General features: G+C 73.1%; 24 protein-coding genes and 1 pseudogene. 17 read left to right on the top strand and 8 right to left on the bottom strand.

Going from position 1 to position 26,277, the window contains the following annotated elements; translation table 11 throughout:
• Positions 1 to 160 precede the first annotated feature (160 nt).
• The 8 genes from ACFV3R_RS07910 to ACFV3R_RS07945 all read left to right on the top strand — a co-directional run bounded on the left by ACFV3R_RS07910 (position 161) and on the right by ACFV3R_RS07945 (position 10,511).
• On the top strand, positions 161 to 754 hold the full coding sequence (locus ACFV3R_RS07910; protein ID WP_385577246.1) for a PadR family transcriptional regulator: 594 nt from the start codon (positions 161 to 163) through the stop codon (positions 752 to 754).
• A gap of 95 nt (positions 755 to 849) precedes the next feature.
• Positions 850 to 2,658 carry a sulfatase gene (locus ACFV3R_RS07915; protein ID WP_385577249.1) on the top strand — a complete coding sequence of 603 codons (1,809 nt, stop codon included), beginning with the start codon at positions 850 to 852 and terminating at the stop codon, positions 2,656 to 2,658.
• Positions 2,659 to 2,942: 284 nt separating this feature from the next.
• The gene (locus tag ACFV3R_RS07920) at positions 2,943 to 4,454 is read left to right on the top strand and encodes an aldehyde dehydrogenase family protein (RefSeq protein ID WP_385577252.1); all 1,512 of its coding nucleotides are present in this window, start codon (positions 2,943 to 2,945) and stop codon (positions 4,452 to 4,454) included.
• 144 nt (positions 4,455 to 4,598) lie between these two features.
• Entirely contained in the window at positions 4,599 to 6,140 is a 1,542-nt protein-coding gene (locus tag ACFV3R_RS07925; RefSeq protein ID WP_385577255.1) for a GMC family oxidoreductase, read from the top strand.
• On the top strand, positions 6,137 to 7,300 hold the full coding sequence (locus ACFV3R_RS07930) for a glycine betaine/L-proline ABC transporter ATP-binding protein (protein WP_385577258.1): 1,164 nt from the start codon (positions 6,137 to 6,139) through the stop codon (positions 7,298 to 7,300). Before ACFV3R_RS07925 ends, ACFV3R_RS07930 begins: the two co-directional genes overlap by 4 nt.
• Before the next feature lie 3 nt (positions 7,301 to 7,303).
• A complete protein-coding gene (locus ACFV3R_RS07935) occupies positions 7,304 to 7,438 on the top strand; it encodes a hypothetical protein (protein ID WP_385577261.1) in 135 nt (44 codons plus the stop codon).
• Positions 7,435 to 9,504 (top strand): ABC transporter permease, encoded by a 2,070-nt coding sequence (locus ACFV3R_RS07940; protein ID WP_385577264.1) that lies wholly within the window; start codon positions 7,435 to 7,437, stop codon positions 9,502 to 9,504. Before ACFV3R_RS07935 ends, ACFV3R_RS07940 begins: the two co-directional genes overlap by 4 nt.
• Before the next feature lie 2 nt (positions 9,505 to 9,506).
• On the top strand, positions 9,507 to 10,511 hold the full coding sequence (locus ACFV3R_RS07945) for an ABC transporter substrate-binding protein (protein ID WP_385577266.1): 1,005 nt from the start codon (positions 9,507 to 9,509) through the stop codon (positions 10,509 to 10,511).
• An 86-nt stretch (positions 10,512 to 10,597) separates the two neighbouring features.
• Here the strand turns inward: ACFV3R_RS07945 and ACFV3R_RS07950 are convergent, their stop codons facing one another.
• From ACFV3R_RS07950 to ACFV3R_RS07965, 4 genes are all read right to left on the bottom strand, one after another.
• Entirely contained in the window at positions 10,598 to 11,164 is a 567-nt protein-coding gene (locus ACFV3R_RS07950) for a Uma2 family endonuclease (protein WP_385577514.1), read from the bottom strand.
• A gap of 185 nt (positions 11,165 to 11,349) precedes the next feature.
• Positions 11,350 to 12,105 carry an isocitrate lyase/phosphoenolpyruvate mutase family protein gene (locus tag ACFV3R_RS07955; RefSeq protein WP_385577269.1) on the bottom strand — a complete coding sequence of 252 codons (756 nt, stop codon included), beginning with the start codon at positions 12,103 to 12,105 and terminating at the stop codon, positions 11,350 to 11,352.
• A complete protein-coding gene (locus ACFV3R_RS07960) occupies positions 12,102 to 12,566 on the bottom strand; it encodes a carboxymuconolactone decarboxylase family protein (protein WP_385577271.1) in 465 nt (154 codons plus the stop codon). The genes ACFV3R_RS07955 and ACFV3R_RS07960 overlap by 4 nt, the downstream gene beginning before the upstream one ends.
• The gene (locus ACFV3R_RS07965) at positions 12,566 to 13,057 is read right to left on the bottom strand and encodes a carboxymuconolactone decarboxylase family protein (RefSeq protein WP_385577273.1); all 492 of its coding nucleotides are present in this window, start codon (positions 13,055 to 13,057) and stop codon (positions 12,566 to 12,568) included. The genes ACFV3R_RS07960 and ACFV3R_RS07965 overlap by 1 nt, the downstream gene beginning before the upstream one ends.
• Before the next feature lie 47 nt (positions 13,058 to 13,104).
• Between ACFV3R_RS07965 and ACFV3R_RS07970 the strand changes: the two genes are divergently transcribed.
• Positions 13,105 to 14,589 carry a PLP-dependent aminotransferase family protein gene (locus ACFV3R_RS07970; RefSeq protein WP_385577276.1) on the top strand — a complete coding sequence of 495 codons (1,485 nt, stop codon included), beginning with the start codon at positions 13,105 to 13,107 and terminating at the stop codon, positions 14,587 to 14,589.
• 300 nt (positions 14,590 to 14,889) lie between these two features.
• Entirely contained in the window at positions 14,890 to 15,858 is a 969-nt protein-coding gene (locus tag ACFV3R_RS07975; RefSeq protein ID WP_385577279.1) for an alpha/beta hydrolase, read from the top strand.
• Positions 15,859 to 15,947: 89 nt separating this feature from the next.
• On the opposite strand, the gene rocD is transcribed toward ACFV3R_RS07975, so the two are convergent.
• Positions 15,948 to 17,237: an ornithine--oxo-acid transaminase gene (gene rocD, locus ACFV3R_RS07980; RefSeq protein WP_385577282.1), complete on the bottom strand. Its 1,290-nt coding sequence runs from the start codon at positions 17,235 to 17,237 to the stop codon at positions 15,948 to 15,950.
• 216 nt (positions 17,238 to 17,453) lie between these two features.
• Between rocD and trpS the strand changes: the two genes are divergently transcribed.
• The 3 genes from trpS (at position 17,454) to ACFV3R_RS07995 (ending at position 20,523) form a co-directional block, all read left to right on the top strand.
• Positions 17,454 to 18,467, top strand: coding sequence for a tryptophan--tRNA ligase (trpS, locus tag ACFV3R_RS07985; protein WP_385577284.1), 1,014 nt, complete (start codon positions 17,454 to 17,456; stop codon positions 18,465 to 18,467).
• A gap of 153 nt (positions 18,468 to 18,620) precedes the next feature.
• Positions 18,621 to 19,196, top strand: a complete 576-nt coding sequence (locus tag ACFV3R_RS07990) for a 2'-5' RNA ligase family protein (RefSeq protein WP_385577287.1) — start codon at positions 18,621 to 18,623, stop codon at positions 19,194 to 19,196.
• A 379-nt stretch (positions 19,197 to 19,575) separates the two neighbouring features.
• A complete protein-coding gene (locus ACFV3R_RS07995; protein WP_385577290.1) occupies positions 19,576 to 20,523 on the top strand; it encodes a hypothetical protein in 948 nt (315 codons plus the stop codon).
• A 157-nt stretch (positions 20,524 to 20,680) separates the two neighbouring features.
• Here ACFV3R_RS07995 and ACFV3R_RS08000 read toward each other — a convergent pair whose 3' ends face one another.
• Entirely contained in the window at positions 20,681 to 22,015 is a 1,335-nt protein-coding gene (locus ACFV3R_RS08000) for a D-alanyl-D-alanine carboxypeptidase family protein (protein WP_385577293.1), read from the bottom strand.
• A 100-nt stretch (positions 22,016 to 22,115) separates the two neighbouring features.
• On the opposite strand from ACFV3R_RS08000, the gene ACFV3R_RS08005 reads away from it, so the two are divergent.
• The 3 genes from ACFV3R_RS08005 to ACFV3R_RS08015 all read left to right on the top strand — a co-directional run bounded on the left by ACFV3R_RS08005 (position 22,116) and on the right by ACFV3R_RS08015 (position 25,021).
• Positions 22,116 to 22,421: an SCO4848 family membrane protein gene (locus ACFV3R_RS08005; protein WP_385577296.1), complete on the top strand. Its 306-nt coding sequence runs from the start codon at positions 22,116 to 22,118 to the stop codon at positions 22,419 to 22,421.
• Positions 22,422 to 23,046: 625 nt separating this feature from the next.
• Complete coding sequence (locus tag ACFV3R_RS08010) at positions 23,047 to 23,904, top strand: helix-turn-helix domain-containing protein (protein ID WP_385577298.1); 858 nt, start codon at positions 23,047 to 23,049, stop codon at positions 23,902 to 23,904.
• A 139-nt stretch (positions 23,905 to 24,043) separates the two neighbouring features.
• A complete protein-coding gene (locus tag ACFV3R_RS08015) occupies positions 24,044 to 25,021 on the top strand; it encodes an MBL fold metallo-hydrolase (protein WP_385577301.1) in 978 nt (325 codons plus the stop codon).
• Positions 25,022 to 25,089: 68 nt separating this feature from the next.
• Here the strand turns inward: ACFV3R_RS08015 and ACFV3R_RS08020 are convergent, their stop codons facing one another.
• Both ACFV3R_RS08020 and ACFV3R_RS08025 read right to left on the bottom strand, forming a co-directional pair.
• Positions 25,090 to 25,299, bottom strand: a complete 210-nt coding sequence (locus ACFV3R_RS08020; RefSeq protein ID WP_385577304.1) for a DUF397 domain-containing protein — start codon at positions 25,297 to 25,299, stop codon at positions 25,090 to 25,092.
• Positions 25,296 to 25,910, bottom strand: a pseudogene (locus ACFV3R_RS08025) (DUF5753 domain-containing protein); the annotation flags it as partial. The gene ACFV3R_RS08020 and the pseudogene ACFV3R_RS08025, both read right to left, overlap by 4 nt.
• On the opposite strand from ACFV3R_RS08025, the gene ACFV3R_RS08030 reads away from it, so the two are divergent.
• Positions 25,911 to 26,150, top strand: a complete 240-nt coding sequence (locus ACFV3R_RS08030) for an ATP-binding protein (RefSeq protein ID WP_385577546.1) — start codon at positions 25,911 to 25,913, stop codon at positions 26,148 to 26,150.
• The last annotated feature ends 127 nt before the right edge of the window (positions 26,151 to 26,277 follow it).

Genomic DNA, 26,277 nt, shown 5'->3' on the forward strand with positions numbered 1-26,277 from the left:
CGTCGCCTCGCCACCCGCCCGGGGGACCGCGCAGCACGGAGAGCCGCCGCCCGTCGCGGCCGTTGACGCCCCACCCACTCCTGATATAGCACTTTGCACATAGGTGACGGTGTACGAGCGCGGGGGCCCAGTCAAGGCCGCCACGGCGGAAGGGGACGCGTTGACCTTCGAGTACGTGCTGCTCGGGCTGCTCGCGATGGAACCGCGCAGCGGCTACGACCTGCGGCGATGGCTGGAACAGGAGGGCCGGTTCCTGCGCTCGGGCGTCCACCAGAGCCAGATCTACCGCCTGCTCGCCCGCCTCACCGAGCGCGGCTGGGTCCGCTGGGAGACCGACCCCCGCGACGGCCGGCCCGACGCCAAGGTCCACCACCTCACCCCCGCCGGCCGGGAGGCGCTGCTGGCCTGGGCACACAGCCCCTACCAGCCGCCCAGCCGCCTCCAGGACCCCGACTTCGCGGTCCGCTTCCTGTTCGCCGGGATGCTCGACCCCGACCTGCCGATCGCCCTCATCGACGTCGAACTCGCCCACCGCCGCGCCCAGGTGGCCCGCTCACGGGGACGGGACCGGGCGATGGGCTTCGCCGAGCCGGTGCCCGAGGTCGATCCCGGCCGCGCCCGGCTGCTCAGCGAACTCCTCCACCTGAGGGGGGCCGGTGAGATCGACGCGTGGATCGACTGGCTGGAGCACACCCGCCGCCTGCTGCTCGACCACCGCACCGCGGGCGCGGCCCCCGCCGACCCGGCCGGCTGAGCACCGCCCGGCCCGGCCGGAACCGCACCCTCACGCGGTGCACCGCCCCGGCGCACACCCGCCCCAGCAGACCACCACCTCCAGGAGGCCGACCGGTGAGAGCCGTGATGGTGATGTTCGACAGCCTCAACCGCCGGCTGCTGCCGCCCTACGGCTGCGACTGGGTGCACGCCCCGAACTTCGAGCGGCTGGCGGCCCGCTCCGCCGTCTTCGACAACTGCTACGGCGGCAGCATGCCGTGCATGCCGGCGCGCCGGGAGATGCACACCGCCCGCCCCAACTTCCTCCACCGCTCCTGGGGGCCGCTGGAGCCCTACGACGACTCCGTGCCGCAGATCCTCGGCGAGAACGGCGTCCACACCCACCTCGTCACCGACCACCAGCACTACTGGGAGGACGGCGGCGCCACCTACCACCAGCGCTACGACTCCTTCGAGTTCTTCCGCGGACAGGAGGGCGACAAGTGGAAGGGGCAGGTCGCCGACCCCGAGATCCCCGAGTCGCTGGGCTGGCGCGGCGGCCGGCTGTGGCGGCAGGACTGGATCAACCGCAGCCACCTCACCGACCCCGCCGACCACCCCCAGACCCGCACCTTCGACGCCGGCCTGGAGTTCCTCGCCACCAACCACACCGAGGACCGCTGGTTCCTCCAGATCGAGTGCTTCGACCCGCACGAGCCGTTCTTCTCCTACGCCGACCACAAGAAGCACTACGCCCACGACTGGCAGGGCCCGCACTTCGACTGGCCCGACTACAAGCGCGTCACCGAGGACGAGGCCGCCGTCGACCACGCCCGACGCGAGTACGCCGCCCTGCTGACCATGTGCGACGCCTCCCTGGGCCGGGTCCTGGACGCCTTCGACGCGCACGGGCTGTGGGAGGACACCCTGCTGGTGGTCTGCACCGACCACGGCTTCCTGCTGGGCGAGCACGGCTGGTGGGGCAAGAACGTCCAGCCCTGGTTCGACGAGAACATCCACACCCCGCTGTTCGTCTGGGACCCGCGCAGCCGGGCCACCGGCCGCCGCGCCTCCCTCGTCCAGACCATCGACATCGGCCCCACCCTGCTCGACTTCTTCGGCCTGGACCGCACCCCCGACATGCTCGGCGTCCCCCTCACCGACACCGTCGCCACCGACCGCCCGGTGCGCGAGGCCGGCCTCTTCGGCTCCTTCGGCGCCCACGTCAACATCACCGACGGCCGCCACGTCTACATGCGGGCCTGCGCCGGCCCCGAGAACCGGCCGTTGTACGAGCACACGCTCATGCCCACCCACATGGCCTCGCGGTTCACCCCCGAGGAACTGCGGGAGGCAACCCTGAGCGAACCCTTCGACTTCACCAAGGGCGTGCCGCTGCTGCGGGTGCCGGGCTTCGCCGTCGGCAACCCGTACCACCTCGGCACCCGCCTGTACGACCTGGCGACCGACCCCGACCAGGAACACCCGCTCCTGGACGAGGAGCTGGAGCTGCGCATGGCGACGCTGCTGGTCGAGCAGATGCGGGCGCTGGACGCACCGGCCGACCAGTTCGCCCGCCTCGGGCTGCCGGCGAGCGGCCCGGTCACCGCCGAGCACCTGCTGACGCGCTCCCAGCTGCCGCAGGTCCAGGGCGCGGACCGGCCGCTGCCCCTCGCCGGGGACTTCCCGCCCGCCACCGCCTCACCGGCCGGGGTGTCGGTGGCGACCCCGCTGCGCGACCTCCTCGCGGTCCCCGGCGGACGCGAGGCCCTCGCCCGCCACCTGCCGCACGTCCTGCACCCCGGGATGCTGGCGATGACGGGGGCCCTCTCGCCGCTCCAGCTCGCCGCCGTCAGCCCCGCGGTCACCCCCGAGCTGCTGCACGCCCTCGCCGCCGCCCTGACCGCCGGTCCCACGGCAGCGGAGGCCACCACCGGCGGCTGATGCCCCGCGGGACGGTCCGGCGGGGGAGCGGCTGCCGGGTACCGGTCACCCGCCGTGCCCGCGCCGTTGCCCGTGTCCTCGCCGGGCGGCGCATACGCGCGAGCACGGCGGGTAGGGACCGGCCACGTCACCGCGGTACGCAGCCCCCGGTTCCACTCCCCGGCCGTGAACAAGGTCACGTTCGGGGGTGCCGTGCGCATGGTTTCCCCGGATCGGGGGAGGGGTTGCCGCTGCTGACCCCGGTCGGCCATGCAGCGATTCCCCCGACGGAAGGCGAAACGGACGTGTCGGTACCCGGACCCGAGACCATTCACGTAGACGGGGCGTGGCGTACTGCCGCGTCCGGCCGCACGCGGGAGGTCCTCGACCCCGCCGACGCCACCGTGCTCACCACCGTGGCGGAGGGCGGCCGGGAGGACACCGACGCGGCTGTCGACGCCGCCTACCGCGCCTTCGACGGCGGCGCCGGCGCCTGGCCCACCACGCCCGTCGCCGAACGCGCCGCCCTGCTGCGCCGCGTCGCCGACCTCCTCCAGCGCGACCGCGAGGACATCGCCCTGCTGGAGAGCCGCGACACCGGCAAGACCCTGGAGGAGGGCCGCGTCGACGTCGACGACGTCACCGCCGCCTTCCGGTACTTCGCCGACGCCGTCGTGGCCGAGACCGGCCGGGTCGTCGACGCCGGCTCCGCCGACGTCCACAGCGTGGTCGTGCACGAGCCGGTCGGCGTCTGCGCTCTGATCACCCCCTGGAACTACCCGCTGCTCCAGGCCAGCTGGAAGATCGCGCCCGCGCTCGCCGCCGGCAACACCTTCGTCGTCAAGCCCAGCGAGGTCACCCCGCTGTCCACCGTCCACCTGGTGAAGCTGCTGGTGGAGGCCGGGCTCCCGGCGGGCGTCGCCAACATCGTCACCGGCCCCGGCGACCCCGTCGGCGCCCGGCTGGCCGAACACCCCCAGGTCGACCTGTTCTCCTTCACCGGCGGGCTGGTCAGCGGCACCAAGGCCGCGCAGGCCGCCGTCGCCGGCGTCAAGAAGATCGCCCTCGAACTCGGCGGCAAGAACCCCAACGTGGTCTTCGCCGACGCCTGCGCCACCGAGGAGGGCTTCGACACCGCCGTCGACCAGGCCCTGAACGCCGCCTTCATCCACAGCGGCCAGGTCTGCTCGGCCGGTGCCCGCCTCATCGTCGAGGAGTCCGTCAAGGACCGTTTCGTCGCCGAACTCGCCTCCCGCGCCGCGCGGATCAGGCTCGGCCGCGGCACCGAGAAGGACGTCGAGTGCGGCCCGCTGGTCTCCCAGGCCCAGCTGGAGAAGACCGAGGGCTACGTCGCCTCCGCGCTGGCCGAGGGCGCCAGGCTGGTCTGCGGCGGCGAACGCCCCGCGCCCAGCGAGGTCCGCCCCGCCACCGGCTACTTCTACCTCCCCACCATCCTCGACGACTGCCACCGCGGCATGCGCGTCATCCGCGAGGAGACCTTCGGGCCCATCCTCACCGTCGAGACCTTCACCGGCGAGGACGAGGCCGTGGCCCTGGCCAACGACACCGAGTACGGCCTCGCCGGCGCCGTGTGGTCGGCCGACACCGCCCGGGCCCGCCGCGTCGCGGCCCGGCTCCGCCACGGCACCGTGTGGATCAACGACTTCCACCCCTACCTGCCGCAGGCGGAGTGGGGCGGCTTCGGCAAGTCCGGCATCGGCCGCGAACTGGGCTCCGCCGGGCTCGAGGAGTACCGCGAGACCAAGCACGTCTACGAGAACCTGCGGCCGCAACCGGTCCGCTGGTTCGCCGGCTGAGGTACCACCCCACCCCCACCTGAAGAACAGCGCCACGTGAGCGAGGCGGCCCCCGCGCCGCCCCGCCACCTCGTCACACCCTGACGCGCCGCACCACCCCCGCGGCCCGCCGAAACCGGCGACAGCTCAGAAGGAGAACCCCCCATGCCCACATTCGACTACGTCGTCGTCGGCGGTGGCACCGCGGGCTCGGTGATCGCCTCCCGGCTCACCGAGGACCCGGACGTCACCGTCGCCGTCATCGAAGGCGGCCCGTCCGACATGGACCGCGACGACGTCCTGACGCTGCGTCGCTGGCTGGGTCTCCTCGGCGGCGACCTCGACTACGCGTACCCCACCACCGAGCAGCCACGCGGCAACTCCCACATCCTGCACAGCCGCGCCAAGGTGCTCGGCGGCTGCTCCTCCCACAACACGCTCATCTCCTTCAAGCCGCTGCCCGGCGACTGGGACGAGTGGGCCGAGGCCGGCGCGACCGGCTGGGACGCGCAGTCCATGGACCCCTACTTCCACCGGCTGCGCAACAACATCGTCGCGGTGGACGAGAAGGACCGCAACGCCATCGCCCGCGACTTCGTCGAGGCCGCGCAGCAGGCCGCCGGGGTGCCGCGCGTCGAGGGCTTCAACAAGCAGCCCTTCCACGAGGGTGTCGGCTTCTTCGACCTCGCCTACCACCCCGAGAACAACAAGCGCTCCTCCGCCTCGGTGGCCTACCTCCACCCCCACATGGAGGCCGGTGACCGCCCGAACCTGCACCTGATGCTGGAGACCTGGGCGCACCGCCTGGAGTTCGACGGCGACCGCGCCACCGGCGTCCAGGTGCGCACCAAGGACGGCGAGGAGATCCTCGTCGAGGCCGGGCGCGAGGTGCTGGTGTGCGCCGGCGCCGTCGACACCCCGCGCCTGCTGATGCACTCCGGGATCGGCCCGAGGAAGGACCTGGAGGCGCTGGGCATCGACGTCCGCCACGACCTGCCGGGCGTCGGCGAGAACCTGCTCGACCACCCCGAGTCGGTCATCGTCTGGGAGACCGACGGGCCCATCCCCGACAACTCGGCGATGGACTCCGACGCGGGCCTGTTCGTCCGCCGCGACCCCACCTCGCGCGGACCGGACCTGATGTTCCACTTCTACCAGATCCCCTTCACCGACAACCCCGAGCGCCTGGGCTACACCCGCCCCGAGCACGGCGTGTCGATGACCCCCAACATCCCCAAGCCCCGCAGCCGCGGCCGGCTCTACCTGACCAGCGCCGACCCCGAGGTCAAGCCCGCCCTGGACTTCCGCTACTTCACCGACGAGGAGGACTACGACGGCCGCACCCTGGTCGACGGCATCCGCCTCGCCCGCGAGATCGCCAAGACCGAGCCGCTGGCCGGCTGGCTCAAGCGCGAGGTGGCTCCCGGGCCCGAGGTCGTCAGCGACGAGGACATAAGCGAGTACGCCCGCCGCGTCGCCCACACCGTCTACCACCCCGCCGGAACCTGCCGCATGGGCGCAGCCGACGACGAACTGGCCGTGGTCGACCCGCAGTTGCGCATCCGCGGCCTGAACGGCATCCGCATCGCCGACGCCTCGGTCTTCCCGACCATGCCGGCCGTCAACCCGATGATCGGCGTGCTCATGGTGGGGGAGAAGTGCGCCGAACTGCTCGCCCAGTCCCCGGCGGAGAGGAGCCAGGCATGAGCACCACGACCCTCCCCAACCCGCCCGGGAACACCTCCGAGGTCTCCGGTACCGCGCCCGTCTTCCGCGTCCGCGACCTGTGGAAGGTCTTCGGCCCCAAGGCCGAGCGGATACCCGGCGACGACTCCCTGACCGGCCTCACCGCCGCTGAGGTGCGCGAACGCACCGGCTGCACCCCGGCCGTGCGGGACGTCAGCTTCGACGTCCACCCCGGCGAGGTCTTCGTCGTCATGGGCCTCTCCGGCTCCGGCAAGTCCACCCTGGTGCGCTGCCTCACCCGCCTCATCGAACCCACCAGCGGCACCCTGGAACTCGACGGCGAGGACGTCCGCGGCATGGACCGCGCCACCCTGCGCGAACTGCGCCGCCACCGCGCCGCCATGGTCTTCCAGCACTTCGGGCTGCTGCCGCACCGCACCGTCCTGGACAACGTCGCCTACGGCCTGGAGATCCAGGGCGTCGGCAAGACCGAACGCCGCGCCCGCGCCCAGGAGATGGTCGACAAGGTCGGCCTCGACGGGCTGGAGAAGCGCCGCCCCGGGCAGCTCTCCGGCGGCCAGCAGCAGCGCGTCGGCCTGGCCCGCGCCCTCGCCGTCGACCCCGAGGTCCTCCTCTTCGACGAGCCGTTCAGCGCCCTGGACCCCCTCATCCGGCGCGACATGCAGGACGAGGTGGTCCGCCTCCACAAGGAGGAGGGCCGCACGATGGTCTTCATCACCCACGACCTGTCCGAGGCGCTGCGTCTGGGCGACCGCATCGCCCTCATGCGCGACGGGCAGATCGTCCAACTCGGCACGCCCGAGGAGATCGTCGCCTCCCCCGCCGACGACTACGTCCGCGACTTCGTCGCCGACGTCCCCCGCGAACAGGTCCTCACCGTGCGGCGCGCCATGCGGCCCGCCCGCGACGGCGAGGCCGAGGCGGGGACCGGCCTGTCCCCGCAGACCCGGGTCGCCGACGCCATCGACGTCGTCGCCCGCACCGGCGCCCCGGCCCGCGTCATGGACGGTGAGCGCTGCCTGGGCGTCGTGGACCACGCCGCCCTGCTGGGCGTCGTCGCCCGCGTCGACGGTCGCCCCGCCGCCGCGGAGGCCGAGCGCCCCGGGCAGGAGAAGGCCGCCACCCCCGCAGCCGTGACCGGCGACCGGAAGGGAGCCTGACCAGTGACCCACCAGCCCGTCCCCCCGGCCGTCCCCGCCGTCCGGCTGCGCGACCTGGTCCGGCACGCCTGGCGCGGTGCCCTGCGGGCAGCCGCGACGAACTCCCCGAACCCCACCGTGAAGCGGGGGCGCGGATGAGTTCCACGACCAGCCCTCCCCCCACCTCCGACCCCGCCGCCGAGAGCGGCGCCCCCGTCGAGGGGCCCGCCACCACCGGCACCGCCGCCCAGCCGCCCGCCGCCCGCGAGCCGCATGGCCCGTCGCCGCTGCGCCGCCTGGCGGCCCACCCCCGGGGCCGCGCCCTGGGCAAGCTCCTCCTCCTCGCCGTGCTCGCCGCCGTCCTCGTGCCCCTGCTGGCCGGACACTTCGGCAGCGGCACCTGGCCGCGGGCGCTGACCGTCCACCTCTCCTCGCCGCTGAAGCACGTCAGCAACTGGATCATCGACAACCGCGACACCGCGCCGGTGTTCACCTACGGCCTGGGCCACCTCAGCAACGTGGTCAACCTCGCGGTGCGCGGCGTGTACCTGGTCCTCCTCGTCCTGGGCTGGACGGGCGTGACCGCGCTCGTCACCCTGGTGGCCTGGCGCGTCGCCGGCTGGCGGATCGCCGCGACCTCCCTGGTGTCCCTGCTGGTCAGCGGGGTCCTGGGGATGTGGGTCGCCACCATGCAGACGCTCGCCCTGATGGTGGTCGCGGTCCTCGCCTCGGTGGTCGTCGGCGCGGTCCTCGGCCTGCTCGGCGGTCTCTCGGAGCGGTTCTTCCGGCTGCTGCGGCCCGTCCTGGACACCATGCAGGTGCTGCCGGCCTTCGCCTACCTGCTGCCCGTCGTACTCGTCTTCGGCATCGGCGTGCCCGCCGCGCTGCTGGCCACCGTCGTCTACGCCGCACCGCCCATGGCGCGCCTGACCGCGCTCGGGCTGCGCGGCGCCGACGCCGGCGTGCTGGAGGCCGTCACCTCGCTGGGCGCCACCGGCCGGCAGCGGCTGCTGACCGCCCGGCTGCCGCTGGCCCGCGCCGAACTGCTGCTGGGCGTCAACCAGACGATCATGATGGCGCTGTCCATGGCCGTCATCGCCTCCGTCATCGGCGCCGCCGGCCTGGGCGACCGCGTCTTCCAGGCGCTCTCCTCGGTCGACGTCGGCTCCGCGCTCGCCGCCGCCATCCCGCTGGTGCTGCTCGCCATCGTCATGGACCGCACCACCGGCGCCGCCGGCGCCCGCCTGGGCACCGCGCCCGAGAAGCCGTCCCGGTTCAGCCGCGGCCCGCTCGGCTGGGTCCTGGCCGCCGTGGTCACCGCCGTCGCCGCCGTCGCGGGGAACACCGCGGGCTCCACGGTGTGGCCGCAGGCCTGGGCCCTCGACATCGCCTCGCCCGTCAACGACGTCAAGAAGTGGATGGTCGACCACCTCTACTCCGGCGTCCCCGTCGTCGGCGGCACCGCGGACTGGGCGCGCCACTTCACCGACTGGGTGCTCAACCCGCTGCGCTCCGGCCTGACCTCGGTGCCCTGGTGGGGCCTGCTGCTCCTGGTCGCGGCCGTGGTGTGGCTCGTCGGGACCTGGCGCACCGCGCTCACCGCGACCCTCGCCCTCGCCGCCATCGGCGTGCTGGGCGTGTGGACGTCCTCCATGGACACCCTCGCCCAGGTCCTCTCCGCCGTCGCCCTCACCCTCGTCCTCGGCTTCGCCGTCGGCGTGCTCACCGCGGGCAGCGAGCGGCTGGAGCGGATCCTGCGCCCGGTGCTGGACGTGTGCCAGACCATGCCGCAGTTCGTCTACCTCATCCCCGTCGTCGCCCTGTTCGGCGTGGGGCGTGCCCCGGCGGTCGCCGCGGCGGTGGTCTACGCGCTGCCCGCCGTCATCCGCATCACCACCCAGGGGCTGCGGCAGGTCGACCCGGCCGCCATGGAGTCCGCCCGCTCGCTCGGCGCCACCCGCTGGCAGACGCTGCGGCAGGTCCAGCTCCCGCTGGCCCGCCCCGCGCTGCTGCTCGCCGTCAACCAGGGCGTGGTCCTCGTCCTCGCCGTCGTCATCATCGGCGGCCTCGTCGGCGGCGGCGCGCTCGGCTACGACGTCGTCACGGGCCTGGCCACCGGCGACCTGGCGCTGGGCCTGGTCGCGGGCGTCGCCATCGTCTGCCTCGGCGTCCTGCTGGACCGGATGACCCAACCCACCGAACGCCGCACGCGGAAGGGAGCCTGATCATGGCGCGTGTCCGAACTGCCCTGACCTCGCCCCGCACCCGCACGGTGGTGGCCGCCGTCTCCCTCGCCTCGGCGCTGACGCTCTCGCTGTCCTCCTGCGGCAAGGCCGACATGACCAAGCAGACCTCGCCGTTCGCTGCGGCCGGCGGGAGCCGCTCGGTCACCCTGTCCTTCGGCAGCTGGGTCGGCGCCAACGCCAACGTCGGCGTCGCCAAGTACCTGCTGGAGCACGAGCTCGGCTACCACGTCGACACCACACAGGTCGACGAGATCCCCGCCTGGGACGCCCTCAGCCAGGGGCGCATCGACGCCATCCTGGAGGACTGGGGCCACCCCGAGCAGGAGAAGCAGTACATCGACGAGAAGAAGACCGTCACCGACGGCGGCACCAACGGCGTCACCGGGCACATCGGCTGGTTCGTCCCCACCTACTGGGCCAAGGCGCACCCCGACGTGCTGGACTGGCACAACCTCGACAAGTACGCGGGAGAGCTGAAGACCTCCGAGAGCGGTGGCAAGGGCCAGCTCCTGGACGGCTCGCCGGCCTACGTCACCAACGACAAGGCGCTGGTGAAGAACCTGCACCTGGACTACCACGTGGTCTTCGCCGGCTCCGAGGCCGCGCAGATCACCCAGATCCAGCAGTACGCCAAGCAGAAGAAGCCGTTCCTGACGTACTGGTACGAGCCGCAGTGGCTCTTCAAGCAGGTGCCGATGACGGAGGTGAAGCTGCCGAAGTACACCGACGCCTGCGCGAAGAAGGGCGAGAAGGACCCGCAGTCCATCGACTGCGCGTACCCGAAGACGCCGGTGAAGAAGTACTTCAACGCGCAGTTCGCCAAGGGCAACAGCGACGCGGCGAAGTTCCTGAAGAAGTTCCGCTGGTCCAACGACGACCAGAACGAGGTCTCGGAGCTGATCGCCTCCAAGGGCCTCACCCCCGACGAGGCCGCCGAGAAGTGGGTCCACGCCCACCCCGAGGTCTGGAAGAAGTGGCTGCCTTAGCAAGTCGGCTTGCCGTCACGGGAGTTGCTTGGCACCGCTGTGCGGCCGGGCGGGAGAAGGGTCCCGCCCGGCCGCACGCTCGCGTCTCAGCTCCGCTGGTGCCTCCCTGGCACGAGAGAGGCGAGAGCGACGTCCAGGGGGAACGGCACAGCGGTCACCAGCCGGCCCCGGTGGATGCCGGTGGGCACGTAGGAGCAGGTCATCGCGTCCAGCTCGTAGGTGTGCACGACCGGGGCGCCGCTCTCGTCCTCGACGCGCCAGAAGTGCGGGATGCGGGCCTGGGCGTACTTGAACGGTTTCAGGGAGCGGTCGCGGTGCGCCGACTCCTCCGAGACCACCTCGACCACCAGAGCGACGTCCTCGGGCGCGTACCAGGTCCGCTCCGGTTCGAAGGGAGCGGTGGCCACCAGGACGTCGGGCTCGGGACGGCTCTTGCGGTCCAGCCGTACGGTCATCTCCCGCTCCGCCTCGAAACCCTCCGGCGCGGCCTGCCGCAGTACGAAGGTCAGGTTCTCCACGAGGCGCGAGTGCCAGGACCGCTGCGGTGACATCATGAAGATCAGAGCCCCGTCGATGAGTTCCGTGTGCCGCGGTGCCTGGGGGAGATGGTCGAGGTCGTCAGCCTCCCAGCCACTGGGCCTGGGGGGGATCATCCAGTCGGGAAGTTCGGCGGTCACGGCTTCCTCCAGAGAGCTGGGACGACGAGCCGGGCCCCGACCCGGCCGGCGAACACAGACCGTACGTCCGTTGCCACATTAGTCGACGCGCTCCCGGACCGGCCGCGCGTGCCGGGCACGCCGGAGAGGACTCCTGTGCCCGGCCGCGCGACCCGCGCACCTCAGCCCCCGGCCAGCTCCCGGCCGATCTCGGCCACCGCCGCCATCGCCCGCCGCTGCAGACCGGGCCCGAAGGTGACGCGCCGCGCGCCCAGTTCCCCCAGCTCCCGCGGCGAGGGGCCGCCGGGCCGTGCCAGGGCGTTGAGCGGCAGGTCCACCTCGGCCGCCAGCCGGGCCAGGACCTGCGGCGGCGCGAAGATCGGGTACAGGCAGTCGGCGCCGGCCGCCGCGTACTGCCGCGCCCGGGAGAGCGTCTCCTCCCACTGGGCCGCCTCGTCCCACTCGCCGCCCGGACGGTAGGTGTCGATACGGGCGTTGACCACCAGGCCGTCCCCCACGGCCGCCCGCAGCCCGGCCAGCCACCGGGCGTGCGCCGCGGCGTCCCGCAGCCCGCCCGCCGCGTGGTCGCTGTCCTCCACGTTGCAGCCCACCGCCCCGGCCTCGGCCAGCCGCTCCGCCAGCTCCGCGGGCGCCAGGCCGTACCCGTCCTCCACGTCCGCCGAGACCAGCACCCCGCGCCCGGCCACCGCCCGCACCACGCGCCCGACGGCCGCGAACATCTCCTCGGCCGGCGTCGCGCCGTCCTCGTACCCCAGCGAGGCCGCCACCCCGGCGCTCGGCGTGGCCAGCGCGCCGAACCCCGCCTCCGCGAACGCCACCGCACTTCCGGCGTCCCAGGGCCCCGGCAGCACCAGCGGGTCGCCGGCCGCCCGCCCGTGGTGCAGGGCCCGGAAGGCCGCCGCCCCGTCCGCACTCACGACATGCCGCCCGGCGGGACGCGCGCGGTGACGTTGAAGCGGTTCCAGTTGTTGATCGCGATGATCACCGCGATCAGGTGGGCCAGTTCGGTCTCGGAGAAGTGGGCCGCGGCCCGCTCGTAGACCTCGTCGGGCACGAAACCCTCGGTGAGCACGGTGACGGCCTCGGTGAGGGCGAGGGCCGCCCGCTCCCGGTCGGTGTAGAGGTCGCCGGCCTCCTCCCAGGCCACCAGCAGGTCCAGCCGCTCGGGCCGTTCGCCGGCCTCCCGGGCCTCCTTGGCGTGCATGTCGACGCAGAACGCGCACCGGTTGATCTGCGAGGCCCGCAGCACCACCAGGTGGGCCAGGCCGGGGTCGCCCAGCCCCCGGGCCGCGGCGGTGTTGAGCGCCAGGTTCGCCCGGTACGTCTCGGGCGCGAGCTTCCAGAAGGGCAGCCGGGGGTGTGCGGCGGTGTCGGTCATCAGGCCCTCCCGGGCGTCATGCGGGTGGACACGCCGATGCGGTTCCACGCGTTGATGGTGGTGGCGAGGGTGATCAGAGCGGCCAGCTCCTCCTCGGAGAAGTGGGCCGCGGCCCGCTGGTAGACCGCGTCGGGCACGAAGCCGTCGGTCAGCACGGTGACGGCCTCGGTGAGGGCGAGGGCTGCCCGCTCCCGGTCGGTGAAGACCTCGCCGGCCTCCTCCCAGGCCGCCACCAGGTGCAGGCGCTGCTCGGACTCACCCGCCTGCCGGGCGTCCCGGGTGTGCATGTCGACGCAGAAGGCACAGCCGTTGAGCTGCGAGGCACGTACCCGCACCAGCTCGGCCAGCGCCGGGTCGACGTCGCGGCGGGAGGCCGCGTCCAGCTTCACCATGGCCCGGTACACCTCGGGCGCCAGCGCGGCGAAGTCCAGGCGCGGGCCCGCGTGCCCCGCCCCCGCCGCCTTCGGTACGGAGTTCTCGGTGGTCGTCATGGCTACGACGCTACGCCCGGAATGGCACCCCGGTATGGTCCATTTCCGTGGAAAGAGACTGGGCCACTTTCGGCCGCGACCTGCACCTGGAGCTGGCCCTGCGGCCCGCCCCCGGGGCCCGCCCGCGCGGCCTGCGCACGGCCCTGACCGCCGCCCTGCGCGACGCCGTCCGCGACGGCCGCCTGGCCCCCGGCACCCGGCTGCCCTCCTCCCGCAGCCTCGCCCCCGACCTGGGCATCGCCCGCAACACCGTCGCCGAGGCCTACGCCGACCTCGTCGCCGAAGGCTGGCTCACCGCCCGCCAGGGCTCCGGCACCCGGGTCGCCGAGGCGCCCGCCCCCACCCGGACCACCTCCAGCATCGGTGCGACGCCCAGCCGCCGCACCCGGCCCACCCCGCCCCGCCACGACCTCACCCCCGGCACCCCCGACCTCTCCGCCTTCCCCCGCAGCGCCTGGCTGGCCGCCGCCCGCCGCGCCCTGACCGCGGCCCCCAACGAAGCCCTCGGCTACTGCCCGCCCGGCGGCCACCCGGCGCTGCGCGAGGCCCTCGCCGACTACCTCGCCCGGGCCCGCGGCGTGCGCACCACCCCCGAACGGGTCGTGGTGTGCGCCGGGTTCATGCAGGGGCTGCGCGCCGTCGCCCGGGTGCTGCGCGCCGCCGGGGTGCGCGCGGCGGGCACCGAGGCCTACGGCCTGCCCTTCCACCGCCAGACCCTCCTGCGCACCGGTCTGCGCACCGCACCGCTGGCCGTCGACCAGAAGGGCGCCGTCACCGCGGAACTGACCGGCCTGCGGCACCTGCGGACGGTGCTGCTCACCCCGGCCCACCAGTTCCCCACCGGCGTGGCGCTCCACCCCGAACGCCGCGCCGAGGTCGTGGCCTGGGCGCGGGAGGCCGACGGCATGGTGCTGGAGGACGACTACGACGGCGAGTTCCGCTACGACCGGCAACCCGTCGGCGCCCTCCAGGGCCTGGCCCCCGACCGCGTCGTCTACCTGGGCACCGCGAGCAAGAGCCTCGCACCGGGGCTGCGGCTGGCCTGGCTCGTGGTGCCCGAGCGCCTCCTGGACCCGGTGCTGGCCGCGATGGGCACGCCGCACGAACTGCCCCTCCCCGGCAGCGACCTCCTCTCCGGGCTCGGCGAGGGCCAGGCGGGCACCTTCGACCAGCTCACCCTCGCCGAGTTCCTCACCTCCGGCGCCTACGACCGCCATGTGCGCGGCATGCGCCTGCACTACCGCAGGCGCCGCGACCGCTTCGTGGCCGCCGTCCGTGAGCACGCCCCGCACCTGCGGGTCACCGGCATCGCCGCCGGCCTCCATGCGCTGCTCGAACTGGAACCCGGCACCGAGCGGTCCGTGGTGCGCGGGGCCCGCTGGCACGGACTGACCGTCACCGGCCTCGCGGACTTCACCGCCCCGGGCACGGTGGCCGACCGCGACGCGCTGGTCGTCCCCTACGGCCGTCCGCCCGAGCACGCCTTCCCGCAGGTGCTCGACGCCCTGCTGCGCGCCCTGCCGCCGGCCTGAGCCCACCTCGGCGCGCGGGAGCGGTGGCCTCCACGCCCCGCTCGGCGACCGTCCTCACCTGCGGCGATCCGCCTTCGACCGGCTGCTTCCGCCAGGAGTTGCGGGGGCCCGGGGGCCTCCCACACTGGAAGGGAGCCGGTGTCGGCCGTTCGGGTGGTGGCATGCGCCGGCCGGGGCGGCTGCGCGCAGCACGCCGGGGCCCGCGGCCCCACCGCGTACGGGTCGGTGGGCCGCCGGTGAGGCCGCCGCCCGACGTCCCCCCGTAGTCGACTGCTTCCCTTCCGCAGAAGGAGATCCGGCATGCCGCACAAGACCGAGGTCCTCGTTCCGCTCCTGGAGGAGGCCGCGCAGGAACTGACCGAGGCGACCGACCCGCACCCCCGCATCTACGAGGTCCCGCCCGACCAGGGCCGCGACATCCTCGCCGGCCTGCAGAGCGGCGAGGGAGTGGCGCGGCCGGAGGTCGACGAGGAGTGGGTCACCGTCGACGCCGGCCAGTGGGGACAGGTGCGCACCCGCATCATCCGGCCCCGGGGCGCGGCGGGTGACCTGCCGGCCATCCTGTACATCCACGGTGCCGGGTGGGTGTTCGGCGACGAGAAGACCCACGACCGGCTCGTACGCGAGATCGCCGTCGGAGCCGGGGCCGCCCTGGTGTTCCCGGTGTACGACCGGGCGCCCGAGGCGAAGTACCCCACCCAGGTCGAGCAGAACTGGGCCGTCGGCAGGTGGATCGTCGAGCACGGCGCCGAGCACGGCATCGACGCCTCCCGCATGGCCGTGTGCGGTGAGTCCGTGGGCGGCTGCATGTCCACCGTCTTCGCGCTGATGGCCGCGGAGCGCGGCGGCGTCGACCTGCGGACACAGGTGCTGCTGTACCCGGTGACCAACGCGGACTTCGACACCCCCTCCTACCGGGAGTTCGCCGAGGGCTACTACCTCACCCGCGACGGCATGATCTGGTTCTGGGACCAGTACAGCGACCCCGCGCAGCGCGGCGAGCCGTACGCCTCACCCCTCCAGGCGTCCACCGAGCAGCTCGCCGCCCTCCCCAGGACCCTCCTGATCACCGACGAGGCGGACGTCCTGCGGGACGAGGGCGAGGCCTACGCCGCGCGGCTGCGCGAGGCGGGCGTGGACGTCACGGCGGTACGCGTGGAGGGCATGGTCCACGACTTCCTGCTGCTGGACTCCCTGCGCGACACCCGCGCCGCCGACGTCGCACGTCACCTGGCCGTCGACGCCCTCCGCACGGCCCTCCACGACTGAACCAGCGGCCCCGCCGGGCCACGGAGAAGCCGGGCCCGGGCCGCCGGCACCCCGCCCGGTGGGGTGCCGGCCGCTTCTGCCCGCCGGGCTCAGCCCGCCGGCGGCTGCTGCGCGGGGCCGGGCCCGTCGCCGGGGCCCCTCCCGCCAGGTGCCGCAGCCCCCAGCGCCTCCGCGATCCGCGCCAGCCCGAAGTCCAGGTCGGCCTCCTCGACGACGAGCGGTGGAGCGAGCCGGACCGTGTCGCCGTGGGTGTCCTTGGCCAGCACGCCGCGCTCCACCAGCAGTTCGCACAGCCGCCGGCCGGCCGTGCCGGGTGCCGCCCCCACCGCCGCCGGAGCGACGTCCACGCCGGCCCACAGCCCGCGGCCGCGCACCGCCGTGACCGCGCCGGCCGACGTCAGCCGTGCCAGGGCGGCGTGCATCCGCTCGCCCAGCACCCGCGCCCGCTCCTGGTACTCGCCGGTGCGCAGCAGCGCCACGACCTCCAGCCCGACCGCGCAGGCCAGCGGGTTGCCGCCGAAGGTCGAACCGTGCTCGCCGGGCCGGAAGACGCCCAGCACCTCGCGCGAGGAGACCACCGCGGAGACCGGCACGATGCCGCCGCCCAGCGCCTTGCCGAGCAGGTACACGTCCGGGACGACGTCCTCCTGCTCGCAGGCGAAGGTGGCGCCGGTGCGGCCCAGGCCCGACTGGATCTCGTCCGCCACGAACAGCACGTTCCGCCGCCGCGTCAGCTCCCGGACCCCGGCGAGGTAGCCGGGCGGCGGCACCAGCACCCCGGCCTCGCCCTGGATCGGCTCCAGCAGGACGGCGACGGTCCGGTCGTCCACGGCCGCCTCCATCGCGGCGAGGTCACCGTAGGGAACGGTCACGAACCCCGGGGTGAAGGGGTCGAAGCCGGCGCGGGCCTCGGGGTCGGTGGAGAAGGACACGATCGTCGTCGTCCGGCCGTGGAAGTTGCCCTCGGCCACCACGATCCGTGCCTCACCCGCGGGCACCCCCTTCACCTGGTAGCCCCACTTGCGGGCGGTCTTCACCGCGGTCTCCACGGCCTCGGACCCGGTGTTCATCGGCAGCACGGCCTCCATGCCGCACAGCGCGGCCAGCTGCTCGCAGAAGTCGCCGAACCGGTCGTGGTGGAAGGCGCGGGAGGTCAGCGTGAGCCGCCTGAGCTGCTCCTCGGCGGCCCGCACCAGTCGCGGGTTGCCGTGGCCGAAGTTCAGGGCCGAGTAGCCGGCGAGCATGTCGAGGTACCGCCGCCCGTCCACGTCCGTCATCCAGGCGCCCTCGGCGGCGGCCACGACGACGGGGAGCGGGTGGTAGTTGTGGGCGCTGTGCGCCTCGGCGGCGGCGATCGCGCGGTCGGAAGGGGAGGTCACCTGGGGCTCCGTTCCTCGGCGGGCGGTGGAGCGGGCCGGACCGCCTGGTCCGGACGGGCGCCGGACTTCCTTTCTACCGCCATCCGTCCGGTTTGCGAAGCGTTGTCGCAGGTGCGGCAGGGCGTCCGGGACGGGCCGGTGCGCACGCGCCGGCTTCCTCACACGCTGTTCACACCGGACCGCAGAGGTGGTGCCGGGACCTGAGACAATGAGGCCATGGCTCCCAATCGTCCGCGTGTGCTCTCCGGAATCCAGCCCACCGCCGGCTCCTTCCACCTCGGGAACTACCTCGGAGCGGTTCGGCAGTGGGTGGCGCTCCAGGAGTCGCACGACGCCTTCTACATGGTCGTGGACCTCCATGCCATCACCGTTCCGCAGGACCCCGCGGAACTGCGCCGCAACACCCGCCTCGCGGCGGCCCAGCTGCTGGCCGCCGGACTCGACCCCGAGCGGTGCACGCTCTTCGTGCAGAGCCACGTGCCGGAGCACGCGCAGCTCGCCTGGGTGATGAACTGCCTGACCGGCTTCGGCGAGGCCGGCCGCATGACGCAGTTCAAGGACAAGTCCGCCAAGCAGGGCGCCGAGTCCACCTCCGTCGGGCTCTTCACCTACCCGATCCTCCAGGTGGCCGACATCCTGCTCTACCAGGCCGACCAGGTTCCGGTGGGTGAGGACCAGCGCCAGCACATCGAGCTGACCCGCGACCTCGCCGAGCGCTTCAACGGGCGCTTCGGCGACACCTTCACCGTCCCCGCGGCCTACATCCTGAAGGAGACGGCGAAGATCTACGACCTCCAGGACCCGTCGGTCAAGATGAGCAAGTCGGCCTCCTCGCCCAAGGGCCTGGTCAACCTGCTCGACGAGCCGAAGGCCACGGCCAAGAAGGTCAAGAGCGCCGTCACCGACACCGACACCGTGATCCGGTACGACCCGGTCGCCAAGCCCGGTGTCGCCAACCTGCTGACCATCTACTCGACCCTCACCGGCCGGAGCATCGAGCAGCTGGAGCAGGACTACGAGGGCAAGATGTACGGCGCGCTCAAGACCGATCTCGCCGAGGTCATGACGGAGTTCGTCACCCCCTTCCGCGACCGCACCCAGAGCTACCTCGACGACCCCGAGACGCTGGACGCGGTACTGGCCAAGGGGGCGGAGAAGGCGCGGGCCGTCGCCGCCGAGACCCTGGCCGACGCCTACGAGAAGGTCGGCTTCGTACCGGCCAAGCACTGAGACACCCGTGGGCCCGGGCCACCGCCCCGGGCCCACGGACCGTCCGGGCCCCGGGCAGGGGCCGGGCTGAGGGGTGGAGCGGGGGAACCGCCCCGGGCGGGCGCACTCCCCGTGCGTCCCGCCGGTGAGAACAGTTCCAGGAGGGAGAAGGCAGTGGGGACCGTCACGCTGGGCGTTTCACTCGCGGTCCCGGAGCCCTACGGCAGCTTCCTCCAGGAGCGGCGCGCGGACTTCGGCGACCCGGCGGCCCACAACATCCCCAGCCACATCACCCTGCTTCCGCCCACCGTGGTGGACGAGGACACCGTCCCCGAGGTCGAGCGCCACCTCGCCGAGGTCGCGGCGGCCGGCCGCCCCTTCACCCTGCGCCTGAGCGGCACCGACACCTTCCGGCCGCTCTCACCGGTGGTCTTCGTGCGCCTCGTCGAAGGGGAGGGCGGCTGCGCGTCCCTCCAGGAGCGGGTGCGCACCGGCCCGTGCGCCCGTGACCTGGCGTTTCCGTACCATCCGCACGTCACCGTGGCCCACGGCATCAGTGAGACCGCGATGGACCGCGCCCAGCAGGAGCTCGCCGGCTTCGAGGCCTCCTGGACCACCACCGGCTTCGCCCTCTACGAGCAGGGGGCCGACGAGGTGTGGCGCCTGGAGCAGGAGTACACCTTCGGCACCCCGGGCCTCGACCTCCCCCGCCAGGCGGAGCACAGCAGGCCGCCGGCCCCGTCCTGCTGAGGCGAGGCCGCGCCGCCGTGACCGGGGCCGGGCAACTGCCTTCCCGCTGTGCGCTGGACACCAGGCACAGGCGCCCTGCCCCCCTGCCTCCACAGTCCTCACGACGACTTTCCGGCCTGACCGGCAGGCATGCCGGTCCCACGGCGCAACGGATCGTTTCGTCTCTTCGGGGCCGGGCCGGCTGTAGCGTGTCGCGGCGGTGCGGGTGGAACCGGGCCTACACAATCGCGACATGAGGTCGCGGTGGGAGTGCCGAAGAGAGGAATCCGGCTCGTGGGAGCTCCGAGAAGGCATTAGAGCGCGTGCCAGCGAGTTGCAGGCGATCCTGGATGACCGGGAAAGGGCCAAGTGGGGGCTCGAAAGATCCAAGAAAGGAAAGTTGTTCGCGGACGCCAGGGTCGAACTGGAAAAAGCTATCGAAAGCGTCTCCCACCGTCACTTCTTCAGGTACAAGAACGCCTCGCACGTCATCGTCGGGCAGATCCATCTCGATGCCGCCCACAACATTCTCCTGCGCCTTTCGCAACTGAGCGACGTGGTCCCCATGCTGCCGGGTGTCCTCGCCTTCGTACGCGAGAACCTGCGCCCCGACGACCCGCGGCGCCTGCGGGTGGAGAAGATCTCCCACACGGTCTCCGAAGGAGCGCACCTCGACGAGAAGGCGCGGGAAGCGCTGCTGGACGCCATGGGCATGGCCCGCCAGACGAACATCGCCGAGAAGATGCGGTTGCGCAGCTTCGTCTACGCCGTCTGGTGGGCCATGATCGGGTTGACGGTCCTGGCTGCTCTCGCCGCCCTGCTGGGGAGCCTGGACCCGGGAAAGGTCCCGCTCTGCTTCACGCCGCACGGGGCGGTCGTGTGCCCGCTCAAGGAGAACAGGGCGAGGAGCTCCGTCGTCCCCGTCGCGGCCGGCCCCACAGCCGGGCAGGTCAGCACCCCCGCGGACTATCTGGTGGTCGAACTGGTGGGACTCGCGGCCGCCTCCATCGCCGCGACCGTGACCCTGCGGCGTATGCGGGGGAACGCGACGCCGTTCGCCGTTCCGATGACCCTCGCCCTGCTGAAACTGCCCACCGGCGCGTTGACGGCCGTCCTGGGCATCCTTTTGATGCGTGGACAGTTCGTGCCGGGGCTGAGCAATCTGGATAATTCGGCGCAGATCATTGCTTGGGCCATCGTCTTCGGGTACGCGCAGCAGATCTTCACGGGACTCGTGGACACCCAGGCCCGGGCATTGCTGCACACGGCGGGCAACGACAAGACGGCGGCGGACCCCGCCGCCGCGGCGTGGCCGGCTTCCACCCCTCAAGCGCACTCCAGGAGTTGAGGCCCGCCGCCCATCCCGACCGGTCCTGTCCTACCGCAGAAGGAGCGGCGACCGGGGCGGAGGCTGGGGAGCAGTGCCGACCACCGCGCAATGGTCACCGAGAGGGGCGCGCGAACCCGCACGGCGTGATCCCTTGCCCGGGGGCGCCGCCACGCGCTCAGCCCCTGGCGCGGGACCTGCTCCGGCGGAAGGCGTAGCCGGCCGCGCCGACCACCACCACGGCACCGGCCGCGATGCCCGCCGCCGTCCAGCCGCCGCCACCGCTCGCCGCAGCCGCCGTGGTGTGGCCGGAGTCGTCCGCCGAGGTCTTCGCGGTGTTCTTCCCGTCCGAGGCCTTCGCGGCCTGGTCGCCCGGGTCCACCAGCTGCCCGACCGGAGAGACCCGGGGTGCCGCGGAGAAGCCCCAGTCCAGCAGCTTCGCCGCCTCCCGGTAGACCTCGTTGTGGACCCTGCGCTGCGGGTTCATGACGGTGACGAGCAGCGTCCGGTCACCGCGCCGGGCCGCGCCGGTGTAGGTGTTGCCGGCGTTGGTGGTGTAGCCGTTCTTCACGCCCTCGATGCCCTTGTACGGCGCCAGGTCGTAGTCACCGGTCAGCAGCCGGTCGGTGTTCTGGATGCCGAAGGTCTCCCGCTTGCCGTGCTTGCCCTTGTCGCCGGGGAACTGGGCGGAGGCCGTGGCGCAGTAGGCGCGGAAGTCGGCGTTCTTCAGCCCCTGGCGCGCGAACAGGCTCAGGTCGTAGGCGCTGGAGACCTGGCCCTTGGCGTCGTAGCCGTCGGGTGTGACGACGTGCGTGTCCAGGGCGTTGAGCTGCTTGGCCTTCTGCCGCATCTCGGCGACGGTCGCATCGACGCCGTGGTTCATCGCGGCCAGGGTGTGCACGGCGTCGTTGCCGGACCGCAGGAACACTCCGAGCCACAGGTCCCGCACCGTGTAGCTGAGGTTCTCCTTGATGCCGACCAGGCTGCTGCCCTCGCCCATGCCCGCCAGGTCCTGCGGCTTGACGGTGTAGCTCCGGTCCGCCTCGAACTTGGGGACGAGGGTGTCGGCGAACAGCATCTTCAACGTGCTGGCGGGCGGCAGCTGCCAGTGGGCGTTGTGCGCGGCCAGGACCTCCCCGGACTTCTCGTCGGAGACGATCCAGGACAGCGCCGAGAGGTCCTTCGGGAGGGCCGGTGCGTCCTTGCCGAGCCTGACCTGCGTCCCCTGCTTCCCGAGCTGGGCGCCGCCGAGCGTCGACATCCGGGCGGGCGGCTTCGCCGTCGCGGAGTCGCCCTCGGCCGCCGCGGGCGTGGCCGCGGCGAGCGGGGCGAGAAGCAGGGCGCCGGCCGCCACCGCGGCGGCGACGGCGGGACGAGGTGCCCGGCGGGCGGCAGAGCCGCGCGTCCCGGGAGGTGTGGCCGGGCTCACCCGGACCGGGTCGGGAAAGGCGCCGTCGTCCGCGGGGCGGGCCGCGGGGCGGGGAACGTCAGGGAGACCAGGGAGAGTCGGCACGTGCGTGAACCTACCGGGACGGGGGCGGCAGACCGAAAGCAGCCCCGGGCCCGACGCCCCCCGGCCCGTGATCGTCCCGGCGTTGCCCATACTGGACACCATGAAGCTCTCCCGTCCGCTGTCCTGGTTCCTGCTCGCCTTCGGCGTGTGGAGCTGGTGCGTCTGGACCACCTTCGTGAAGAACCTCATCAAGGACGGCAGCGGTCTCGCCTTCGACGCGGGCCACCCCACGGCCTACTTCTGGATCCACCTGGCGCTCGCGGTGGTCTCCTTCCTCCTGGGGACGGTGATCGGTGTCGTCGGGTTCCGCGGACTGCGGGCGCTGCGGCGCGAGGCGGCGTCCGGCCCCGCCGAGCGCCCGGCGGAGACTGCGGACGTGACGGACACCACGCACACCACCGTCTGACCTGTGAGGCACACCACCGCCCGGGACCGGGCGGGCACCGCGGCCTGAACCGTGACGCACACCACCGTCCGCCCCGGGGGATGCAGGGGGGCGGGCCGGGCACGGCTGCGCCGGAGGGAGCGGACGGCGGCCCGGGAGGCGGCACGCGGCCCGTCCCGGAAGGGGCTCCGCCCGTCTGCGCTTCCCTGTGCCGCGGCCGGCACCCGAGGTAGTGTGTCGGCCACGTCCCGGCGGTGCCCGCGGCGAGAGGCCCGGCCGCCGCACGCCCGGCTCCGCCCAGGTTCCCGCCCGGGGGCGGCACGCGCCCGACAAAGGTGAAGAGCGTGCAGGAGGCCCACCCCCGTGGAGCCTCCCGCGCGCTCACGGTCGCGCAGTGATGCGGACCCGACTGGAGGACCGGACGCAGGGACGCGGCGGCGTCGTGGACGCGGCGCTCCCGGTGCGCTCCGGCGCGCGGCCGGTGGCGGCGGCCCCCGACCCGGTGGACCCACTGGTCCGACGCGTGAACACCCATCCTTGAGGCCCGTCGGAGAACAATCAAGGGCGGCTGATTACCAGGATTGGTACTGCGGATGATGGACGGAAGGCGCCCCCGCCCGGTGGTGGGGGCAGGAGGCACGGGGCTATGAAACGCCGAGGCCAGGCACTGCAGGAGCTGCTCAGAGCTCGGCGGCGGGCGATCGAGCCGAGGGAACTGGGACTGCCGCCGAGGCCGTCGCGGCCCGGGCCGCGGGTGGTGGGCCTCTCGCAGGTGGACGTCGACATCGCCATGGGCCGGGGCATGGGCACGTACCAGAAGGTCGAGTCCGGATCGCTGCGGCCCTCGCCCGACTACCTGCTCCAACTGGCCCGTACCCTGCGGCTGACCGAGTCCGAGTACGTCCAGGCCCACCTGGACCTCTTCGGCACCGAGCCCGGCCAGAGCCTCGACCCCGGTGCGGGCCTGGGGATACCCGACGCCTGGAAGCGTGCGGTGGACGGCCAGCGCGAGATGGCCTACGTCAACGACCGGTGCTGGAACGTGCGGTACTACAACGCGGCGTTCGCCGAGTGGTTCGCCGCGGGCCGGCCGCCGGAGAACCTGGCCCGTTGGTTCCTCCTCTCCGACGAGGCGCGCGACGAGCTCCTGGTCGACTGGGACACCGAGTGGGGGCCGTTGCTGGTCCCGCAGTTCCGCGTCGCCTTCGCCCGGCTGCCCCACGACCCCGTGCTCCAGGCGATCCACCGCGACGTGCTGCGGGACCCACGGGTGCGCCCCCTGTACGAGCGCGGTGACCGCGCCTACCTCCACCCCGACGGCGACCGCCGCCCCGTCCACCACCGCAGGCTGGGCCGGGGCTGGCTGACGATGGTCGCCTCCCAGCCGTTCAGCTCCCCGGGGGCGCGGTCCATGGTCCTCCTCTTCGACCCGGCGGACCGCCACACCGGCCCGTTCAGCGGCAACGGCCACGTCACCCGCTGCCCCGGCCCGGAGAACCGCTGACGGCGGGAGGAGCGGCCCTCGGTGACCGTACGTCCCGCGGCGCGGTCCGCCACCTCGTGGCCGGTTTCCGACGGGTGCCCGCGGGTGGCCGGGGGCACCCCCCGCGGTCACCGAAGGCGGACCCGTCAGAATGACGGGCATGCGCCTACCCCAGTCCCTCACCCAGCTCGCCGACGGCATACACCTGTGGTCCCCGACGCCCTCGGGCGAACCGACGTGGGGCCTCGCCAACTGCGTCCTCATCGCGGACGGTGACGAGGCCGCGCTCGTCGACACCCCGTACGACCTGACGATGACGCGGGCCCTCCAGAAGGCCGCCGCCGCCGTCCTGCCCGCGGGGGTGCAGGTGAGCACGGTGGTCAACACCCACCCCAACGGCGACCACACCTTCGGCAACTCCGCGTTCGAGGGCGCCGAGTTCGTCTCCACCGCCGCCTTCGCCGAGCACCTGTGCGGCGAGCCCGGCCCGCGGGAGATGCAGGTGCTGGTCGGGCAGAGCGACCCCGAGGACCCGGTCGGCGCCTACATGCGCCGCCACTTCGGCCGTTTCGACTACACCACCTCCGAGGTGGTGGCGCCCACGCTCACCTTCAGCGGCACCCACCGGTTCACGGTCGGCGCGACCGAGGTGGAGCTGACCGAGGTCGGCCCCGCCCACACCGCCGGCGACCTCATCGTGCACCTGCCGCAGCAGGGCGTGGTCTGCACTGGCGACGTGGTCTTCGTCGGCGACCACCCGGTGCACTGGGCGGGGCCGCTGGGCCGCGTCGTCGAGGTCTGCGAGGCGGTGCTGGCCTCCGGCGCGCAGACCATCGTGCCCGGCCACGGCCCGGTCATCGGCCCCGAGGGCCTGCGGGAGTACGTCGGCTACGTGCAGGACCTGCGGGAGCGCCTGCACGCCCACCACCGGGCCGGACTCGACTCCCTGGAGGCCGCGAAGGCCGTGCTGGCCTCCGGCCTCGGCGCGGAACTGGGCCTGCCGGAACGCGTGGTGATCCTCGCCGCCACCGAGTACCGCCACCTCGACGGTGACGACTCGGGGCCGAACGTCCTGGCCCTGGCTTCCGCCGCGGCACGGTACGCCTACGGGGCGAGCGATCAGACTGTGGGCGGCTGACGACTGGCGCCTGACGCCTGAGGGCTGACGGGCTGCCCCGCCACCCGTGCGGGAGCAGCCCGCCCCGCTCAGCCCTTGGCGGCGTAGGTGATGAGGACGGCCCAGGCGGTGGGGGAGAGGGTGAGGTGGGGGCCCTCGGCGTTCTTGGAGTCCCGGACGTGGACGGCTGCGGGGGTGGTCGCCACCTCGATGCAGGAGTTGCCGTCAGTTCCACTGCTGTAACTGCTCTTGAACCAGACCGGCTCATGGCTGGGTTCGGCGGTGGGTACGTGGGTCATGCTGCTCCCAGCAGGCGCGAGATGAAGGCGTGAGACTCCCTGGGTGAGAGTGCCTGAGCACGGATGGTGCCATACCGGAGCTCCAGAACGCGGAGGTCTTTCGGGTCAGAGGTCGGTCGGCCGTAGAAGGCCCCGGCGGAGCGCCCGACGCCGCTGCCGTCGGCGAACTTCAGCAGCTCGATCCGGCCGTCCAGGCCGGGGTGGGCTTCGCTCTTTGTAGGCATCACCTGGAGGGTGACGTTGTACATCTGGGCGACGGCGATCAGATGCTCCAGTTGTCGGCGCCAGACCTCTTTGCCGCCGACCTCGCGCTGCAGCGGTGCCTCTTCGAGGACGAAACTCATCGAAGGGGCCGGGGCCCTCTCGAAGACGGCACGCCGAGCCATGCGCCCGGCGACCATGCGATCGATGTCGTCGAGGGAGTAGGGCGGCTGCGCCGCCTGAAAGAGCGCGCGCGCATGGTCGGGCGTCTGCAACAGGCCGCAGATGCTGCTGCTCTCGAAAACTCCGATCTCCACCGCTGTGGCCTCCATCCGCGCCAGATCCCGCACCTTCTTGGGATACCGGACCCGTCGCACGTCCTCCTTCATCGCCGCCAGCAGGCCACCCGCGTGCCGGGGCGTGACTTCCGGCTGGGGCTCCGACTGGCTCCCGGTGTGCTGCGGATCGAGGTGACGGACGCGCGGGGCGAGCGTGTGCCGCAGGTGCGGGCCCCTGGGCCGGAAGCCGCGTCGGGCCGTGGCCTGCTGCTCGTCGAGGCGTTCGCCGACCGGTGGGGCGTCCGGGTGGAGGCGCACCCCCGCAAGGTCGTCTGGGCCGAGCTGAGGCTGCCGCGGGGAACCGCGGGCTGAACGGCGGGTGCGGCCGCCCTGCGGGGTCGGCGCTGCGGCCACCGGAACCCGTACTCACGCGCTCCGGTGGCTCAGGCTTCCTCCCAGAAAACCGTGGGGAGAAAGAACCTCACCCGACCCCACCCCG

This window comes from Streptomyces sp. NPDC059740 (assembly GCF_042733155.1).
GTDB lineage: Bacteria > Actinomycetota > Actinomycetes > Streptomycetales > Streptomycetaceae > Streptomyces.

What these genes read in the sequence shown, in the direction of transcription:
- ACFV3R_RS07925 (WP_385577255.1), top strand. Translation starts at nt 4,599, where the DNA reads ATGCCCACATTCGACTACGTCGTCGTCGGCGGTGGCACCGCGGGCTCG.
- ACFV3R_RS07930 (WP_385577258.1), top strand. Translation starts at nt 6,137, where the DNA reads ATGAGCACCACGACCCTCCCCAACCCGCCCGGGAACACCTCCGAGGTC.
- ACFV3R_RS07940 (WP_385577264.1), top strand. Translation starts at nt 7,435, where the DNA reads ATGAGTTCCACGACCAGCCCTCCCCCCACCTCCGACCCCGCCGCCGAG.
- ACFV3R_RS07945 (WP_385577266.1), top strand. Translation starts at nt 9,507, where the DNA reads ATGGCGCGTGTCCGAACTGCCCTGACCTCGCCCCGCACCCGCACGGTG.
- ACFV3R_RS07950 (WP_385577514.1), bottom strand. Translation starts at nt 11,164, where the DNA reads ATGATCCCCCCCAGGCCCAGTGGCTGGGAGGCTGACGACCTCGACCAT.
- ACFV3R_RS07960 (WP_385577271.1), bottom strand. Translation starts at nt 12,566, where the DNA reads ATGACCGACACCGCCGCACACCCCCGGCTGCCCTTCTGGAAGCTCGCG.
- ACFV3R_RS07965 (WP_385577273.1), bottom strand. Translation starts at nt 13,057, where the DNA reads ATGACGACCACCGAGAACTCCGTACCGAAGGCGGCGGGGGCGGGGCAC.
- ACFV3R_RS07975 (WP_385577279.1), top strand. Translation starts at nt 14,890, where the DNA reads ATGCCGCACAAGACCGAGGTCCTCGTTCCGCTCCTGGAGGAGGCCGCG.
- trpS (WP_385577284.1), top strand. Translation starts at nt 17,454, where the DNA reads ATGGCTCCCAATCGTCCGCGTGTGCTCTCCGGAATCCAGCCCACCGCC.
- ACFV3R_RS08005 (WP_385577296.1), top strand. Translation starts at nt 22,116, where the DNA reads ATGAAGCTCTCCCGTCCGCTGTCCTGGTTCCTGCTCGCCTTCGGCGTG.
- ACFV3R_RS08010 (WP_385577298.1), top strand. Translation starts at nt 23,047, where the DNA reads ATGAAACGCCGAGGCCAGGCACTGCAGGAGCTGCTCAGAGCTCGGCGG.
- ACFV3R_RS08015 (WP_385577301.1), top strand. Translation starts at nt 24,044, where the DNA reads ATGCGCCTACCCCAGTCCCTCACCCAGCTCGCCGACGGCATACACCTG.
- ACFV3R_RS08020 (WP_385577304.1), bottom strand. Translation starts at nt 25,299, where the DNA reads ATGACCCACGTACCCACCGCCGAACCCAGCCATGAGCCGGTCTGGTTC.